Source organism: Mesorhizobium waitakense (genome assembly GCF_056431085.1).
Window position 1 is genome coordinate 36352 of record NZ_JBWKME010000009.1, and the last position, 15420, is coordinate 51771.

Sequence of the window (15420 nt, forward strand, 5' to 3'; positions counted from 1 at the left end):
TGCCGGCCCATAGGGCAGGGACGGGCTCGGCAAGAGAGTGAAATGTGAAAGCGCTGTTGCGCGTCCAAATGGCGCGTGGCGGGGCTAAGTCGGGTAATTGATTCGCTTTTTTCATGCGAATCATGCGAGAGGCGCTTGACCTTCCGGCAGAATGGCGGAATCAGGACGATTCGAAACGTTAACCCGCACCCGCGTCGACGGGAAATAAGCGATGTGAGGTACTGGTCACTGGACAGGCAGGCTGCCTGCCACAGATATCAGGGTTAATCTGGACTTAACGAGAGATGCAGTTACTGGCCCGGTGAAGCGCGACTCATAAGCGAGCGCATCCGATTTGACCGGTCCGACAGCTTACGCGGCTTTGATGTTCGGCCGCTAGGAGAAGATAAAGACTATGGCGACAAAGGAAAAGGAAGAGGTCGAAACCGAACGCGAAGGCGCCACCGATGGCCCTCTGCTCGACCTTTCCGATGATGCTGTCAAGAAGATGATCAAGGCCGCCAAGAAGCGCGGCTATGTCACCATGGACGAGCTGAATTCGGTGCTGCCCTCCGAGGAAGTGACCTCCGAGCAGATCGAGGACACGATGGCGATGCTGTCCGACATGGGCATCAACGTGGTCGAGGACGACGAGCAGGGCGAAGAGCCCGAGGCCGCAGACACCGCGGCCGATGCCGAGGAAGACGCCAACGAGCTGGCCGAGCAGACTGGCACCGCCGTTGCCGCCACCACCACCAAGAAAGAGCCGACCGACCGCACCGACGATCCGGTGCGCATGTATCTACGCGAGATGGGCTCGGTCGAGCTTCTGTCGCGCGAGGGCGAAATCGCCATCGCCAAGCGCATCGAGGCCGGCCGCGAGACGATGATCGCAGGCCTGTGCGAAAGCCCGCTGACCTTCCAGGCCATCATCATCTGGCGCGACGAGCTCAACGAATCCAAGATCCTGCTGCGCGAGATCATCGATCTCGAAGCCACCTATGCAGGCCCCGAGGCCAAGCAGGCGCCGGTGGTGGAGCGCATCGAGGAAGCCAAGGTCGAGGACAAGCCGCGCCGTTCGCGCGACGAGGAAGACGACGTCACCAATGTCGGCGCCGACACGCGCGGGCTGGTCGATGACGACGAGGAAGACGAGGACGAGGCCAGCCTGTCGCTGGCGGCGATGGAAGCGGAACTCCGACCCCAGGTGATGGAGACGCTCGACGTCATCGCCGACACCTACAAGAAGTTGCGCAAACTGCAGGACCAGCAGGTCGAGAACCGGCTGGCCGCGGCCGGCACGCTGTCGCCCAGCCAGGACCGCCGGCTGAAGGAACTGAAGGACCAGCTGATCAAGGCCGTGAAGTCGCTGTCGCTCAACACGGCGCGCATCGAGGCGCTGGTCGAGCAGCTCTACGACATCAACAAGCGCCTAGTGCAGAACGAAGGCAAGCTCCTGCGGCTCGCCGAAAGCTACGGCGTGCGCCGCGAGGAATTCCTGAAGGAATATCAGGGCTCGGAGCTCGACCCGAACTGGACGCGCGCGATCGGCAACCTGACCTCGCGCGGCTGGAAGGAATTCACCAAGAACGAGAAGGACGCCATCCGCGACCTGCGCGCCGAAATCCAGCATCTGGCCACCGAAACGGCGATCTCGATCCTGGAATTCCGCAAGATCGTCAACCAGGTGCAGAAGGGCGAGCGCGAAGCCGCGATCGCCAAGAAGGAAATGGTCGAGGCCAATCTGCGTCTCGTCATCTCCATCGCCAAGAAATACACCAATCGCGGCCTGCAGTTCCTCGACCTGATCCAGGAAGGCAATATCGGCCTGATGAAGGCGGTCGACAAATTCGAATACCGCCGCGGCTACAAGTTCTCGACTTACGCGACATGGTGGATCCGGCAGGCGATCACGCGTTCGATCGCCGACCAGGCGCGCACCATCCGTATTCCGGTGCACATGATCGAGACGATCAACAAGATCGTGCGCACCTCGCGCCAGATGCTGCACGAGATCGGCCGTGAGCCGACGCCGGAAGAGCTGGCCGAAAAACTCGCCATGCCGCTCGAAAAAGTGCGCAAGGTGCTGAAGATCGCCAAGGAGCCGATCTCGCTCGAAACGCCAGTCGGCGACGAGGAGGATTCGCATCTGGGCGATTTCATCGAGGACAAGATGGCGATCCTGCCGATCGACGCGGCGATCCAGGCTAATCTGCGCGAGACCACCACGCGCGTGCTGGCCTCGCTGACGCCGCGCGAGGAGCGCGTGCTGCGCATGCGCTTCGGCATTGGCATGAACACCGACCATACGCTGGAAGAGGTCGGCCAGCAGTTCTCGGTCACCCGCGAGCGCATCCGCCAGATCGAAGCCAAGGCGCTGCGCAAGCTCAAGCACCCGAGCCGCAGCCGGAAGCTCAGGAGCTTCCTGGATAGCTGAGCTCGGACGGCGTCGTCGCCGGCCAGCTCGATTCATGGCGATACCGATGCCTGCTGCGGTGTGCTCATCGAAGGACGTCAAGCGGACCCCAGTCAACGAGGCGAAGGCGTCGGGCGTCCACATGTTCTCGAACTACCACAACGGCACGTTCAGGCGCGTCCCCTTGACGATGATGCCGCCCCGGTTGCCGATCTCTATTGAGCCATAACGCTGTCTGAAGCTGTCAGGCAGCGGTCGGTCGCCCGGCACTGACAACCACAGACGCAGCATATGGCGCCGCTTGTCCGGGTCTGGCCAATCCCGAAAGCCGATGCGGTCGTGAAGCAGCGAATGATTGTAGACGAACTGCATGTCGCCGGGCCGCAGCCGCATCGACAGGTTTAGTCTGGGATCATTGGCAAGGCTGTCGAAGAGATCCAGCGCTTCGACATGCGCGGCGCTGAGCCGCATGGCATCCGGAAAGCGTTGCGCGCTGTCGATGTACTGGCGCTGATAGATGCCGGTCAGCAATCCCGCATGCCAGTTGAGGACCGGGATTTCGAAGTAGGGTTTTTCCCCTTCCGGTATCTCGCCGCGCCGGTCGGTGGCGATCGGATCAAACAGCAGGCGGGTGAGGTCGGGCCGTTTCTTGCGCATCTCGTTGTAGATCGTCACTGTGCTCACCAGCAGGGACTCGCCGCCTTGCATGGCATCGCGCAGGCAGAGCAAACCGACAACATCGGCGGAGTCGGTGTGAAACGTCTGGCGCTCAGAGGTCTGGTAGATGCGCGTCGTGGCGTCCCTGGCGTCGGCGCCTATGTCGCGGACGTGGCCCAGGATGTGGCCCTGGGCATTCTGGGATCGTGCGCTTCCCAGATGCGCGCCAATCCCGCAGAAAATCGTTGCCGCCATTTGCGCGGAATATCTCTCGACCGGGAGACCGCGAAGCACCTCGAACCCAATGCCTGCGATCAGTTTTTTGCGAAGGGCGGCAAGATGGCCGGCAAGCCGGGGCAAGGGGAAGTCACCCTTGGTCAGGTTGCCGATGTCCTGCGAGCGGGCGAGAAAGCCGGTTGCCGCCAACTCCAGTTCCGCCACGTCGCGCGCGTCCAGTCCGACCAGCCAATGCTCAGGATGCTTCGCCATGTCCTCGCCGGTCCATGCGGCAGGACTTTCGATCGATTCCGGCGGCAGGTCGATGGTCTCGCGCATGAAGCTCTCCGGCGGCTGGATCGGTCTCGGATGCCGGCTGTTGATTCCCACCAGATCGACGGCCACGACGGAGATTGCCGCAATCAGGCGGGTTTTAAAACCGGCTTTCCCTGGTCGGCGCCGACCGTCTTACGGCCGTCGCTTTGCCGCCGCCTTGCGGGGCTCGCCTTTACCCAGCAACAGGGTGTCGGCGCGGTAGTCCTTGCATGATGTTCGCCGCGGGAGGATAATTTCGCGTCGGATGCATTTTCTGGGCGACAAACCCGGATGCCCGCCCCGGCGAAGCCGCCGTGCTCCGTGGCCCGGAGGGAGGTGTGCATGACAAGCTACATCGTGCTGATGAACTGGACGGAACAGGGCGCCAGAAATGTGCGCGATTCACCGAAGCGACTCGACGCCGCCAGGAAGCAGCTGGGAGACATGGGCGGATCGTTCAAGGCGTTCTACCTGACCATGGGTGAATACGACATGGTGGCCGTGGTCGAAGCGCCCGACGACGCGGTGCTGGCTCGCTTCTCGCTGATGCTGGCGGCGGCCGGCAACATCAGGACGCGGACGCTGAAAGCCTTCCCCGAATTTGCCTACCGCGAGATCATCACCTCGCTCGGATAGAGCCGTCAGAATAGCGCGGAGGCTGAAGCGCTTCAGGTCCTTGTTTAATGCATGTCACCCAAAACCACTGCGCAGTTTTGGGCGACATGCATTAGGATGCGGCCATGTCCGAACCGAATTCACATGCGCATCTGTGGCCCGGCGTGCCGCTTGCTCTTGGCTCCGCCATCCTGTTCGGCGCTGCGCCGCCGCTGTGCAAGCTGCTGCTCGATAGCGTCAATCCCTTCATGCTGGCCGGTCTGCTCTATCTTGGCGCCGGCGCCGGGCTGGCCCTCTATCGTCTGCTGCGCGGCACCGGCGCTGGCGAGGCGCAGCTGACCGCCAGGGACATGCCATGGCTGGTGCTGGCGATTGGCGCCGGCGGCATCGTCGCACCGGTGCTGCTGATGTTCGGCCTCGGCCTCAACACCGCATCCAGTTCCGCGCTGCTGCTTAATCTCGAAGGGTTGGCGACGATGGCGATCGCCTGGCTCGTCTACCGCGAGAATGTCGACCGCCGCCTGCTCCTGGGCGCCTTCGCTATCCTTACAGGCGCCGTTCTGCTGTCGTGGCAAGGTGAGGGCGTTGCCTTCAACCTTGGTGCCGTGCTCGTCGCCGTGGCGTGCCTGGCGTGGGGGCTGGACAACAATTTCACCCGCAAGATCTCGGCCACCGACCCTGTGGTGATCGCCATGCTCAAAGGACTGGTGGCGGGTGTCGTCAATATCGGGCTGGCGCTCGCCGGCGGGGCTTCGTTTCCGCCAGCGTCGATCGTCGCGGTCACCGCGGCCGTCGGCTTCTTTGCCATCGGGGTCAGCCTGGTGATGTTCATCGTAGCGCTGCGTCATCTCGGCACGGCACGGACAGGGGCGTATTACTCGCTCGCCCCCTTTATCGGCGCGCTGCTGGCAATCGCCATCCTGGGTGACGCCGTCACGCTCAAGCTGGCGGTCGCCGGGCTTCTGATGGGCTTCGGCCTCTGGCTGCATCTGTCGGAACGCCATGAGCACGAGCACGACCACGAGGAACTGGAACACGGGCACAGCCATGTGCATGACGAGCACCACCAGCACCATCATGACGGACCGGTTAGCGAGCCGCATTCGCACTGGCACCGGCATGCGCCCATGCGCCACCGGCATCCGCATTATCCCGACTTGCACCACAGGCATGGCCACGGCTGAGCATGATCCCTGAAAACAGGTGCCGGTTTTTGGAAGAATCATGCCCGAGCAACGGACCAAGCCTTTGCTGATCGTCTGGTACAACACACGCTGCCCGGTTTGCGATGCCGGCATCAGCCGGCAAAAGCGGCGGTTGATCGAAGCGGTCAAGGCTGGGCGGATCGCGTTTCGCGACATCAATCTTGAACCGGCAGCACTTGCCGGATTCGGCGCGTCCCTTGAGGATGTCCGCCGCCGGCTGCACGCCACCGACGCCGACGGCCGACTGCTGGTCGGCGCCGATGTGGCGGTTGCCGTGTGGCTGATAACGCCGGGCGAGGGCTGGCTGGCGATGGCATTCGGCAATCCGGTCGCTTTGCCGCTGACGCGGTTTGCCTATGATCGGTTCGCCGACCTGCTCTACGCTTGGAACCGGCGCAAGGGCCGCTGGTAGCGGTTCCTCGTCGGTGACCGGGGCGAATGGAGGTCCCGAACCATTGGCGGACCTCCCTCTGCCTGACCCTATCGGCCGGCCGGTTCGCAGAGCGCGCCGACGATGCGGCGCACCATCGGCAGCACCAGCAGCAGCGTTGGAAACGCCACCAGCCAGGACAGACCCCAGGCGGTCATCCAGATCGTCGGCAGGCCGGGGTGGAAACCGAGGCTTTTCAGCGTCGAGATGAATGAGACAATGAAGGTCATCAACAGCGACAGCACCAGCGGGCTGAGGATGGTAGCATAGCGCGCAGGCAGCTTCCTGCGCCGATTTCTTGCAGTCATTTCGGGAGTTTCCCTGAAGTGTCCGGTCCGTCGCATTTGGCATCCATTCGCCGGTTATCGGCGCAATTGCCCGGAAAGACCGGGGTTGGATGCGTTGCTTGACGTTAGACGCTTACGGAGCAGCCGTGGCGCTCGCGGGCCTTCTAGCGGCGCGTTCCGGCAAAAGCAAGCCTCTGGCGCAGCATTCAGATACATCGTAAGATATATCTTGACTCCAGCGATTGGTGCGCCTAATTAAGATATATCGTAAGATAGAACTCAAGGAGCAATCAATGCACAAGCAATTCGGGCACAATCATTTCGGCGAGCGCATTTTCATGCACATGGCCGGCAAGTTCGGCGGCCGTGGCGGCGGCTTTGGCCCGTTCGGCCATGGCGGTCGTGGCGGCGGACGCGGCGGGCCGGGCGACATGTTCCGCGCCGGGCGCATGCTGGCCGACGGCGATCTCAAGCTGATCACGCTGTCGCTGCTGGCCGAGGCACCGCGCCACGGCTACGATATCATCAAGGCGCTGGAAGAGCGCACCAGCGGCATCTACAGCCCGAGCCCGGGCGTGGTCTACCCGACGCTGACCTTCCTGGAAGAGGCCGGTTATGCCGCTTCCGCCGCCGACGGCAACAAGAAGGTGTTTTCGATCACCGAAGCCGGGCAGGCGCATCTCAACGACAACCGCGAGATGATCGACGGCGTGCTCGACCACCTCGAACGCTTCGGCCGCAAGATGGCCAAGGCGCGCGACTGGTTCGGCTGGAACGACGAGAGCGAAGAGGGCGGGCGTCGCGGCGGTCGTGGTGGCCGCTCGGAAGCGCGCGACGAATTCCGCGCCGTGCGTCACCGGCTGCGTGCGGCTCTCGGCGACTTCGTCGATGCCCCGGCCGACAAGCAGGCCGAGGCGATCGCCATTCTCGAAGGTGCCGCCGAGGCGCTGGAAGCACTGTCGCGCGGCTGACCGCTTCCGGCCCAGCCGGACACAGCCCTTGCCCGCTCAGCCAAGGACCGATAGTGAAAATCATCCCGCGTCACACTATGTGGTGCGGGATGATTGCTGTTGGAGGAAGCCCCATGTCTTTTCTGAAGCGTCTTTTTGGCGGCGGTGGCGGTGCCGATGCGGGTGAGCCAGCGACTGTAGCACCGGCCAAGCAGGTCGAGCACAAGGGTTTTCTGATCAGCGCCACGCCCTACAAGGCGGATGGCCAGTACCAGACCTGCGGCGTCGTCTCCAAGGAGATCGATGGCGTCATCAAGGAACACAAATTCATCCGCGCCGACCGCTTCGCCGGGCTCGACGACGCCGTCGACATCTCGATCAAGAAAGGCATCCAGCTGGTCGACGAGCAGGGCGAGCGGATCTTCGGGTAGGGCTGGACTGGTCGAGGGCGACCGTCGACCTTGCGCCACCTGTTTGACATTTGCTCCCCTTACACGTGGCTGCCTTTGACCGCTCTGTTCAGTTCCTGTTCCAGATCCACCAGCTCCTTGCCGCCCGCCATCAGATTGAGCAACTGATCGCGATCGATTTCGCTTTTCGCGTAGGTGCCGGTGCTTCTGCCGCGCTTCAACAAAGTAAAGCGGTCGCCGACCACATAGGCGTGATGAACGTTATGGGAAATGAAGATGACGCCGATGCCGCGCGCCTTGGACTGGACGACGAGCTTTAGAACCACGGATGCCTGATGGACCCCCAGCGCCGATGTCGGCTCGTCCAGGATCAGCACCTTGGCGCCGAAATAAACGGCGCGGGCGATGGCAAGGCACTGCCGTTCCCCGCCCGAAAGCGTGCCGACGGGCTGTTCGGGATCGCGCAGCTGGATGCCCATCGCCGACATTTCGTCATACGCGGTGCGGTTGGCGAACTCGGCGTCAAACTGGCTGATCGGGCCGAACTTGCGCATCGGCTCGCGGCCGAGAAAAAAGTTTCGCGCCACGCTCATGAGCGGTACCAAAGCCAGGTCCTGGTAGACAGTTGCGATGCCGCTGTTGCGGGTATCGGCCGGCGACGCAAACCTTGTCGGCTTGCCTTGGACGCGGATTTCACCCTCGTCGGGCGCGTAGACGCCGGACAGCGTCTTAATCAGCGTCGACTTGCCCGCGCCGTTGTCGCCAAGCAGGCAATGGACCTCGCCGGGACATACGTCGAACGACACATCCTTCAGCGCAACGACCGACCCGAAATACTTGCTGACCGACTTCAGTTCGACATAGGGCTCGGCCATCACCGGCTCCTCATGGCGCGGTTGCGCACATAGCTGTTGAACAGCACGGCGATGACCATCATGGCGCCCATGAACAGCTTGAACCAGTCCGTGTCTATGCCGGTGTAGAAGATGCCCATCTGCACCACGCCGAAGATCAATGCGCCGAACATGGCGCCGACGGCCGATCCGTAGCCGCCGGTGAGCAGCGTGCCGCCGATGACGACGGCTATGATGGCCTCGAATTCCTTCTGGGTGCCGCGCAAAGTGTCGGCCGACCCGGTGACCAGGACCTGGATCGCAGCAAAGAGCGCGGCCGCCATGGCCGTCATGACGAACAGCGTGATCTTGGTGCGCGCCACCGGCACACCGAGATTGCGCGCGGCGTTGGCTTCACCGCCCGCGGCGAAGATCCAGTTGCCGAAGCGGCTGCGCGTCAGCAACCAGGTGCAGATCAAGGTCAATGCGATCCACCAGACAATCGACACCGGAATGCCGGAAATCGACGGCAGTCCGTCCGCCCGCTTGCCGACCAGGCCGATGTCCGAAAGCCAGGCGATCAGGCCGGAAAACACCTGCCCCGAAAACAGGCTGTTGAGAGGATCGTTCAACGCCAGTTCATGCACGCCGGAAACCTGGGTCCGCCCGGATATGCCGCGCGTGAGACCGAGTGTCAGGCCACGCAGCATGAACAGGCTTCCGAGCGTCACGATGAAGGAGGGCAGCCCGGTCTTGACGACGGCGAGCCCGTTGAGCGCACCGATACCGCCGCAAACAGCGAAGGAAAACAGCAGCGAAAGCCAGATGGGCCAGCCCCAGAATACGGAAGGGATCGCGATCAGGATCCCGGCAAAGCCAATCATCGAACCAACCGACAGGTCGAACTCGCCCGCGATCATCAACAGGGCCACGGGTGCGGCGAGAATGCCAAGCTGGGCCGAGACCTCGAGGAAATTGATGATCCCCTTGGCACTGAAAAGCCCCGTATTTCCCGCCGTGATGGCGAAGAACACAAAGACCAGAACGGTCCCGGCCGCCGCGCCAAGTTCCGGCCTGCTCAACAGGCGGCTCAGGCGGGAGACGGACCGGATCCGCTCGTCGCGAACCTCTGCAGCCATGGATGCGTTACCTTCATCAGTGAAAGCGGCCGGGCCGGGGCCCGGCCGCCAGCGGTTAACGCTTGCCCTGTTTTGCCAGATCGATGACCGAGGCGGCAGTATCCTTGGTGACGAAACCGGGGCCTGTCGGATAGTCGGCGATCGGCATGATCTTGTACTTCTTCCAAAGGTCGAACATCGCGACCGGGATATAGCCCATGGCATATTGCTGGGCGTCAATGCCCCACTCCATCTTGCCGGCAACAACGGCCTGCAGGATGGTGGGAGACAGATCGAACGTGCCGGTTTTCACCTTGCCCGCAAGGCCCATTTCATCGAGCGCGGCTAGCGTTGGTTCGGCGCCGCTGGCGCCGACAGCGAGAATGAACTGCGTATCGGCATGGGCGGTCATGTAGGCGATCATCCGGTTCTTCATTTCAGTCGGGTCAATGACGCCGTTCATCACCGGAACATCGACGCCCAGACCCTTGGCAAAGCCCGCGCAGCGATCGTCAAGGCTGGAATTGCCGACCTCGTGATTGGCGCAGACCGCCTTGGTGAGGCCGAGCGCCTTGATGCGCTCGCCGGCCATGACGCCCGCCTGAAATTCGTCCTGTCCCATGAACAGCAGGCCGCCAAGATCATGGGTCAGCTTCGAGCCGCCGGAATCGATGACGATGACCGGGATGCCGGCGGCAACGGCATTCTTGACCGGACCTGAAAGGGCCGCGGCGTCAGGGATCGAAACAACCATCCCATCGGGCTTCGACGCTGTAATGGCGTCGATCATCTGCGCCATCTTGGCCATGTCGAATGTTTCGGGCGCCAGATATTCCGCCTTGACGCCCAGGGTCTTGGCCGCATCGTCCATGCCGTTCTTGACGACCGACCAGTAGGGGTCACCGCTCTGGCCATGGGTTACAAACACCACATGCGTATCATCGGCGGCCGCAAGACTGGTGGCCGCCGCCATCATCGTAACGCCGGCCAGCAGGCCGAGCGCAGGCTTTATTAATTTCGCAAGCGAAAACATAACAACCTCCTGTTTGTTTTCCGCCGCCGCAGTTACGGTCGGCAGTCCAGTTGCCCCTTCAAGGTGTGTTGTTATTCCATGACCTGAATCTTCGCACACCTCTGTCCAGTTTCATTCATCAGCACTGGTTCCCTGGAGGCCGAATAGTGGCCTCCGTCATTCCCTGACAGTAAATCCGGCTTCCCCAGCCATGCGCGACAAATTCCGGAATCCCATTGTCGCATAGGTCAGCGGGTTGGCCTTGCTGGGATCCTGCTCGGCCTCGACGACCAGCCACCCGCTGTAGCCGTTGTCGGCAAGCACGCGCAAAATGGCCGGGTAATCGATGAACCCGTCGCCGGGAACGGTGAATATCCCGTCCATGACCGCTCCCATGAAACTCATGTCTTGCGCACGGGCCCGATCAAGCACGGCCTTGCGCGCGTCCTTGCAATGCACGTGCACGACGCGCTTGACGTGCGCCCTGATCAAAGCCAGCGGGTCGCCGCCCGAAAATGTCGAATGGCCGGTGTCGTAGAGCAGGCCAACGGCCTCGCCGGTGTGGCGCATCAGCAGGGCCACCTCGGCATCGGTCTCGACGATGGTCCCCATATGATGGTGAAAGGCCATGCGCACGCCGAAATCCGCCATCCGTTCGGCCAGCGTGGTCAGTTTGCGGCCGTAGGCCGGCCATTCCTGCGGGCTCAGTGCCGGCCGTTGCGAGATCGGTCCCCAGATGGCGTCATGGCGTCCGCGCGAGGTGTCGGCATAGACGACATGCGCCGCGCCCATATCCTTCAACAGCTGGAGATGCGGCATGATCGCATCCATTTCCGCGCTGACTTCCTTCTCGTCGCAGCGGCCATCATACCAGCCGGAAATCACGGCAAGGCCATAGCGCTCCATGATCGGCTTCAGCTCGGCCGACCGGCGCGGGAACTTGCCGCCAAGTTCAGTGCCGGAATAGCCGGCCTGTTTGGTCTCGCCGAGACAGACCTCAAGTGGCGTATCGCCGCCGAGTTCCGGCACGTCATCATTGCTCCAGGTGATCGGGTTTATGCCGATGCGAACCGTCACGGGCGAGCTCCTGATTGCTTGAGCTGGGCAATGTGGCGCCGGGTGAGCCCGGCCAGCAGCGTCATGTCGCGACGCGCCTGCTCGGCGGTGTTACGCACCGGCGTGCCTTCGACGATCGCCGACCAGAAACCCTTCAACTCCTCGACAAACGCCTCTTCGTATCCGCTGCGGATGTCGCGGCTGGATAGCGTGTGGCCGTCGCTGGTGCGGAGCGTCAGCCGTGTCGGTTGGTGGTTGAGATAGGGCGAGGGGAATTCCAGTTCGAGCGAGGCTTGGTCGAAGTAGAGCGTTATGCGCTCTCGGTAGTCGGCGAGCCCCGGTACGGCCAGGTGCACCATGTTCCACAGCGCCTGGCCACCGAGCAGCCGCACGGCACCCTGGCCGCCTTCGCCCCTGGCAAAAATCGAGGCGCCGACAATGTCGCCATCTGTGACGCCGAGCGCATCGAGCAGCCCGTGGACGGCGTTCACGTCGTGCACGATCGCTGAACAATAGGCGCCGACAAAACCACGAAAGGCGTCGGGATCATCCAGTCCAGGCACCGCTCGATCCACCTGCTCGCGCTGCCTGGCTTCGGTCGAGGCAACCAGATCCACCGCGACGTCGTCACCCCGGCATGTGGAATGGTGCCGCACGAACGGCCACGCATCGGGATCGTTGACCTCGACCGAAATGTAGCGAAGCGTCCGCGCCGTGCCCGGCAGCATCTTCAGCGCCGCCTCGTAGCTCGGATCGAAACGCTTCATGTAGCCGACCTGAAGCACCTTGCCGGCGCGATCCCTGGCGGCGATCAGGTCGTCGATGTCCTCGGCGCTGTAGCAAAGCGGCTTTTCGCAGAAGACGTGCAGCCCCCTGGCGAAGGCTGCGAGAGCCTGTTCCCAGTGCAAGGCGTCCGGCGAAGCTATGACCACGGCGTCAAGCGGCATCGCAAGAAGTCCGTCGAGATCGGCGAATGTAGCGAGGCCGAATTCCTCGCCGACAAAGGCGCGGATTTTGCGCGAAGGATCATAGACGCCGAGGATCTTGAACTGCTGGTGCAATTTGAGCAGATTCGGGATGTGCTCGACCTGGGCGACGCCACCGGCTCCGATCACTCCCACCCCTATGCACTGCATCGGCCAGTCCCACCTGAACCTGAACGCATTTTTCTTGAGCGTAGGACTGCTTTGGTTCCATTGTTAGAACCAGATTGCATTGATTTTTCGGAACCACGATGAAGACGAGCTTTCCAATCGACGGCATCGCGCTGGATCGCGGCAGTTCCGCCAACCTGCACCGGCAGCTCTATGTCCAGTTGCGCGGTCTGATCGAACGGCGTGTGCTGCCGAGCGGCCATGCGCTGCCCTCGACACGGGTCATGGCGAGGGATCTGCAAGTGGGCCGCAACACGGTGATTGCCGCTTGCGACCAGCTGGCGCTGGAGGGTTATCTGGCCATACGGCCACGCCGGCCCTCGGTGGTCATGGATCTGCCGACCCGATCGACCGCGGCGGAACATGTATCGGCAGAGGACGAGAATCCGATTTCATTGCGCGGGCAGGCCATGCTCGCCCAACCCTATCATCATGGCCGGCCCGGCATGCTCGCATTTCATCCCGGCATGCCGGACCCGGATAATTTCCCGTTCAACACCTGGTCGAAACTGCTCAGCCGCCGCGCAAAATTTGCCCATATCGACCTTTTCGGGACCTATCACGTCAAAGGCTATCCACCTCTTTGCGAGGCTATAGCCCGCTATCTCACCGCGTCGCGGGGCGTTCAGTGCACCGCCGAGCAGATCGTCGTGACCAATGGCGCCCAGTCGGCGTTCGACCTCCTGGCCCGGCTGCTGATCGATGAAGGCGACACGGTGTGGATGGAGGAGCCGGGATACTACGGGGCCGGTTCGGCTTTCGTCTCGGCTGGCGCGAAACTGGCACCGCTGCGCGTGGGCAATGCAGGCTGGAACCTCGATCCACCTCCTGTCATTCCGCGCATGATTTTCGTGACGCCTTCCTGCCACCATCCGCTCGGCATAACCATGCCGATGGAACAGCGGCTCAATCTCCTGCACATGGCCGAGACCTGGCGGTCATGGATCATCGAGGACGACTACGATGGCGAATACCGTTTTCAGGGGCAACCTATACCGGCGCTGCAGGGCATCGGCGCGTCGAACCGCGTGGTCTATGTCGGAACCTTCGCGAAAATCCTGTTTCCGGCCATGCGCCTCGGCTTTCTGGTGGCGCCCAAGGCGATAGACCACACAATCGCCTCGGCGCTGAGCGTGACCGGCCAGTTCGCCCCATTGCTTGCCCAGGCAGCGCTGGCGGACTTCATGAACGAGGGGCACTTTACCCGCCATCTCAGGCGCATGCGACGCCTCTATGCGGACAGGCGGCAGTACTTCCTGGAAAGCGCTCAAAGGCATCTCGGAGAATGGCTGGATTTCCATGCCACCGAATCCGGCATCCAGGTTGTCGGCATTTTCCGCGACAGATGTAACGACGCGGCGATTGCCGAGGCGTTGCTCCAACAGGGGATCAACGTCTCGGCCTTATCGATCCAGTACCGTCACGGCTCGGAACAAAAAGGGCTTGTCATGGGCTTTGCGGCTGCCGATGCGCAGACAACCGAAAAGACGATGCAAAAATTTCGGGCCGTGCTGAAAGCCCATTTCGGCTAGATTCCCAAGATCACGCGATCTGCAACTCCCGGCGCGGCAGCGGCGGGAAGGCGATGGCGATGCCGACTGCGCCAAGGCCGATGATGGCCGAGCCGATGAACAGCCAGGAATAGTTGGCGTAGGCATCGAACACCATGCCGCCGGCCAGCGGACCGAGCGCCATGCCGAGGCTGGACAGCATGGTTGCGGCGCCGAACACGGTGCCGAGGATGCGCTGGCCGAAATACTCGCGTGCCAGCACCGCATAGAGCGGCATGATGCCGCCATAGGTGGCGCCGAAGATGACGGCCAGCATATAGAATTGCTCGAGCCGGCTGATGGAGAGATAAGCGGCAATGACGATCGCCTGGATCGCGAGGCCCGCGATCAGCACCGGCTTGACGCCGAGCCGATCGGCAAGCACACCGTAGAAAAGCCGCCCGCCAAGCCCAGCAAGGCCTTCGACGCTGTAGATCGAGACCGCCGCCATGGGGGCGACGCCGCACAGCATGGCATAGCTGACCATGTGGAAGATCGGCCCGGAATGCGCAGCACAGCAGGCAAAGAAGGTCAGCCCGAGCACGATGAATTGCGGCGAGCGCAGCGCCTGGCCAACCGTAAAGCCGGCGCCTTCGGCAACCGGTGCGGAACCAATATCGGCCATGGCTGGCTTCGGCGGCTGACGGACCAGAAGCACGGCCGGCAACAGCAGCACCCATGCGGTAATGCCGATGTCGAACATGGCCGTGCGCCATTCATAGGCCGAGATCAGCCAGCGGGCGAAGGGCGAGATCGTCATCGGTGCTACGCCCATGCCGGCCGAGACCAGCGAGACGGCAAGGCTGCGGTTGGTGTCGAACCAGCCTGATGTCAGTGCGATCATCGGCGCGAAGAAGGCGCTGGCGGCGAGGCCGACCAGCACGCCATAGGTGATCTGGAAGGTCATGAGCGAGCCGGCGCGGCTGGCCAGCACCAGCGCCAGCCCGAGCAGCACCGCGCCGATCGTCACGACGACGCGGGCGCCAAAGCGGTCGGACAGGGCGCCCCAGGCGAAGCCGCCAAGGCCCATCACCAGGAAGTTGAGGGTCATGGCGCTCGAAATGCCGGCGCGCGACCAGCCGGTGTCGATCGCCATCGGCTCGAGGAAGATCGCCAGCGAAAACATCGTGCCGATGGCGACACAGGACATCAGCGCGCCAGCCGCGACGATGACCCAACGATAGGAAAGGCTCATATTTTTCTCCCATGCCAGAGGG

The 15420-nt window shown here is 62.7% G+C and carries 15 protein-coding genes; 7 read left to right on the forward strand and 8 right to left on the reverse strand.

Translation table 11 applies throughout. From position 1 onward, the window contains the following. Positions 1 to 394: 394 nt before the first annotated feature. On the forward strand, positions 395 to 2416 hold the full coding sequence (gene rpoD, locus AC07FD_RS00795) for an RNA polymerase sigma factor RpoD (RefSeq protein WP_095090975.1): 2022 nt from the start codon (positions 395 to 397) through the stop codon (positions 2414 to 2416). A gap of 132 nt (positions 2417 to 2548) precedes the next feature. Here the strand turns inward: rpoD and AC07FD_RS00800 are convergent, their stop codons facing one another. Continuing rightward, positions 2549 to 3607 (reverse strand): TauD/TfdA family dioxygenase, encoded by a 1059-nt coding sequence (locus AC07FD_RS00800; protein ID WP_478348249.1) that lies wholly within the window; start codon positions 3605 to 3607, stop codon positions 2549 to 2551. A 318-nt stretch (positions 3608 to 3925) separates the two neighbouring features. Between AC07FD_RS00800 and AC07FD_RS00805 the strand changes: the two genes are divergently transcribed. The 3 genes from AC07FD_RS00805 (at position 3926) to AC07FD_RS00815 (ending at position 5815) form a co-directional block, all read left to right on the forward strand. Beyond that, the gene (locus AC07FD_RS00805; RefSeq protein ID WP_095091717.1) at positions 3926 to 4219 is read left to right on the forward strand and encodes a GYD domain-containing protein; all 294 of its coding nucleotides are present in this window, start codon (positions 3926 to 3928) and stop codon (positions 4217 to 4219) included. Positions 4220 to 4323: 104 nt separating this feature from the next. Further along, positions 4324 to 5382 carry a DMT family transporter gene (locus AC07FD_RS00810; protein WP_478348250.1) on the forward strand — a complete coding sequence of 353 codons (1059 nt, stop codon included), beginning with the start codon at positions 4324 to 4326 and terminating at the stop codon, positions 5380 to 5382. 40 nt (positions 5383 to 5422) lie between these two features. Further along, positions 5423 to 5815, forward strand: a complete 393-nt coding sequence (locus AC07FD_RS00815; protein WP_478348251.1) for a thiol-disulfide oxidoreductase DCC family protein — start codon at positions 5423 to 5425, stop codon at positions 5813 to 5815. Positions 5816 to 5883: 68 nt separating this feature from the next. Here the strand turns inward: AC07FD_RS00815 and AC07FD_RS00820 are convergent, their stop codons facing one another. Continuing rightward, a complete protein-coding gene (locus tag AC07FD_RS00820) occupies positions 5884 to 6141 on the reverse strand; it encodes a DUF2798 domain-containing protein (protein ID WP_478348252.1) in 258 nt (85 codons plus the stop codon). A gap of 272 nt (positions 6142 to 6413) precedes the next feature. On the opposite strand from AC07FD_RS00820, the gene AC07FD_RS00825 reads away from it, so the two are divergent. Further along, complete coding sequence (locus tag AC07FD_RS00825; protein ID WP_095090978.1) at positions 6414 to 7091, forward strand: PadR family transcriptional regulator; 678 nt, start codon at positions 6414 to 6416, stop codon at positions 7089 to 7091. A 113-nt stretch (positions 7092 to 7204) separates the two neighbouring features. Further along, complete coding sequence (locus tag AC07FD_RS00830) at positions 7205 to 7501, forward strand: HlyU family transcriptional regulator (protein ID WP_478348253.1); 297 nt, start codon at positions 7205 to 7207, stop codon at positions 7499 to 7501. A gap of 59 nt (positions 7502 to 7560) precedes the next feature. Here AC07FD_RS00830 and AC07FD_RS00835 read toward each other — a convergent pair whose 3' ends face one another. From AC07FD_RS00835 to AC07FD_RS00855, 5 genes are all read right to left on the reverse strand, one after another. After that, positions 7561 to 8355 (reverse strand): ATP-binding cassette domain-containing protein, encoded by a 795-nt coding sequence (locus tag AC07FD_RS00835; protein WP_478348254.1) that lies wholly within the window; start codon positions 8353 to 8355, stop codon positions 7561 to 7563. Then, positions 8355 to 9452, reverse strand: a complete 1098-nt coding sequence (locus tag AC07FD_RS00840; protein WP_457152542.1) for an ABC transporter permease — start codon at positions 9450 to 9452, stop codon at positions 8355 to 8357. Before AC07FD_RS00840 ends, AC07FD_RS00835 begins: the two co-directional genes overlap by 1 nt. A gap of 55 nt (positions 9453 to 9507) precedes the next feature. Next, positions 9508 to 10464, reverse strand: a complete 957-nt coding sequence (locus AC07FD_RS00845; protein ID WP_457152543.1) for a rhizopine catabolism ABC transporter substrate-binding protein — start codon at positions 10462 to 10464, stop codon at positions 9508 to 9510. Positions 10465 to 10620: 156 nt separating this feature from the next. After that, positions 10621 to 11520, reverse strand: coding sequence for a myo-inosose-2 dehydratase (gene iolE, locus AC07FD_RS00850; RefSeq protein WP_478348255.1), 900 nt, complete (start codon positions 11518 to 11520; stop codon positions 10621 to 10623). Then, positions 11517 to 12614, reverse strand: coding sequence for a Gfo/Idh/MocA family protein (locus tag AC07FD_RS00855; protein WP_478348256.1), 1098 nt, complete (start codon positions 12612 to 12614; stop codon positions 11517 to 11519). The genes iolE and AC07FD_RS00855 overlap by 4 nt, the downstream gene beginning before the upstream one ends. 119 nt (positions 12615 to 12733) lie before the next feature. Here AC07FD_RS00855 and mocR point away from each other — a divergent pair, with 119 nt between their 5' ends. Next, positions 12734 to 14185, forward strand: coding sequence for a rhizopine catabolism transcriptional regulator MocR (mocR, locus tag AC07FD_RS00860; RefSeq protein ID WP_478348257.1), 1452 nt, complete (start codon positions 12734 to 12736; stop codon positions 14183 to 14185). 10 nt (positions 14186 to 14195) lie between these two features. Here the strand turns inward: mocR and AC07FD_RS00865 are convergent, their stop codons facing one another. Then, positions 14196 to 15398, reverse strand: coding sequence for an MFS transporter (locus AC07FD_RS00865; protein WP_478348258.1), 1203 nt, complete (start codon positions 15396 to 15398; stop codon positions 14196 to 14198). Positions 15399 to 15420 lie beyond the last annotated feature (22 nt).

Coding starts and splice junctions, on each gene's coding strand:
- rpoD (WP_095090975.1), top strand. CDS start 395: ATGGCGACAAAGGAAAAGGAAGAGGTCGAAACCGAACGCGAAGGCGCC.
- AC07FD_RS00800 (WP_478348249.1), bottom strand. CDS start 3,607: ATGCGCGAGACCATCGACCTGCCGCCGGAATCGATCGAAAGTCCTGCC.
- AC07FD_RS00805 (WP_095091717.1), top strand. CDS start 3,926: ATGACAAGCTACATCGTGCTGATGAACTGGACGGAACAGGGCGCCAGA.
- AC07FD_RS00810 (WP_478348250.1), top strand. CDS start 4,324: ATGTCCGAACCGAATTCACATGCGCATCTGTGGCCCGGCGTGCCGCTT.
- AC07FD_RS00815 (WP_478348251.1), top strand. CDS start 5,423: ATGCCCGAGCAACGGACCAAGCCTTTGCTGATCGTCTGGTACAACACA.
- AC07FD_RS00820 (WP_478348252.1), bottom strand. CDS start 6,141: ATGACTGCAAGAAATCGGCGCAGGAAGCTGCCTGCGCGCTATGCTACC.
- AC07FD_RS00825 (WP_095090978.1), top strand. CDS start 6,414: ATGCACAAGCAATTCGGGCACAATCATTTCGGCGAGCGCATTTTCATG.
- AC07FD_RS00830 (WP_478348253.1), top strand. CDS start 7,205: ATGTCTTTTCTGAAGCGTCTTTTTGGCGGCGGTGGCGGTGCCGATGCG.
- AC07FD_RS00835 (WP_478348254.1), bottom strand. CDS start 8,355: ATGGCCGAGCCCTATGTCGAACTGAAGTCGGTCAGCAAGTATTTCGGG.
- AC07FD_RS00840 (WP_457152542.1), bottom strand. CDS start 9,452: ATGGCTGCAGAGGTTCGCGACGAGCGGATCCGGTCCGTCTCCCGCCTG.
- AC07FD_RS00845 (WP_457152543.1), bottom strand. CDS start 10,464: ATGTTTTCGCTTGCGAAATTAATAAAGCCTGCGCTCGGCCTGCTGGCC.
- mocR (WP_478348257.1), top strand. CDS start 12,734: ATGAAGACGAGCTTTCCAATCGACGGCATCGCGCTGGATCGCGGCAGT.
- AC07FD_RS00865 (WP_478348258.1), bottom strand. CDS start 15,398: ATGAGCCTTTCCTATCGTTGGGTCATCGTCGCGGCTGGCGCGCTGATG.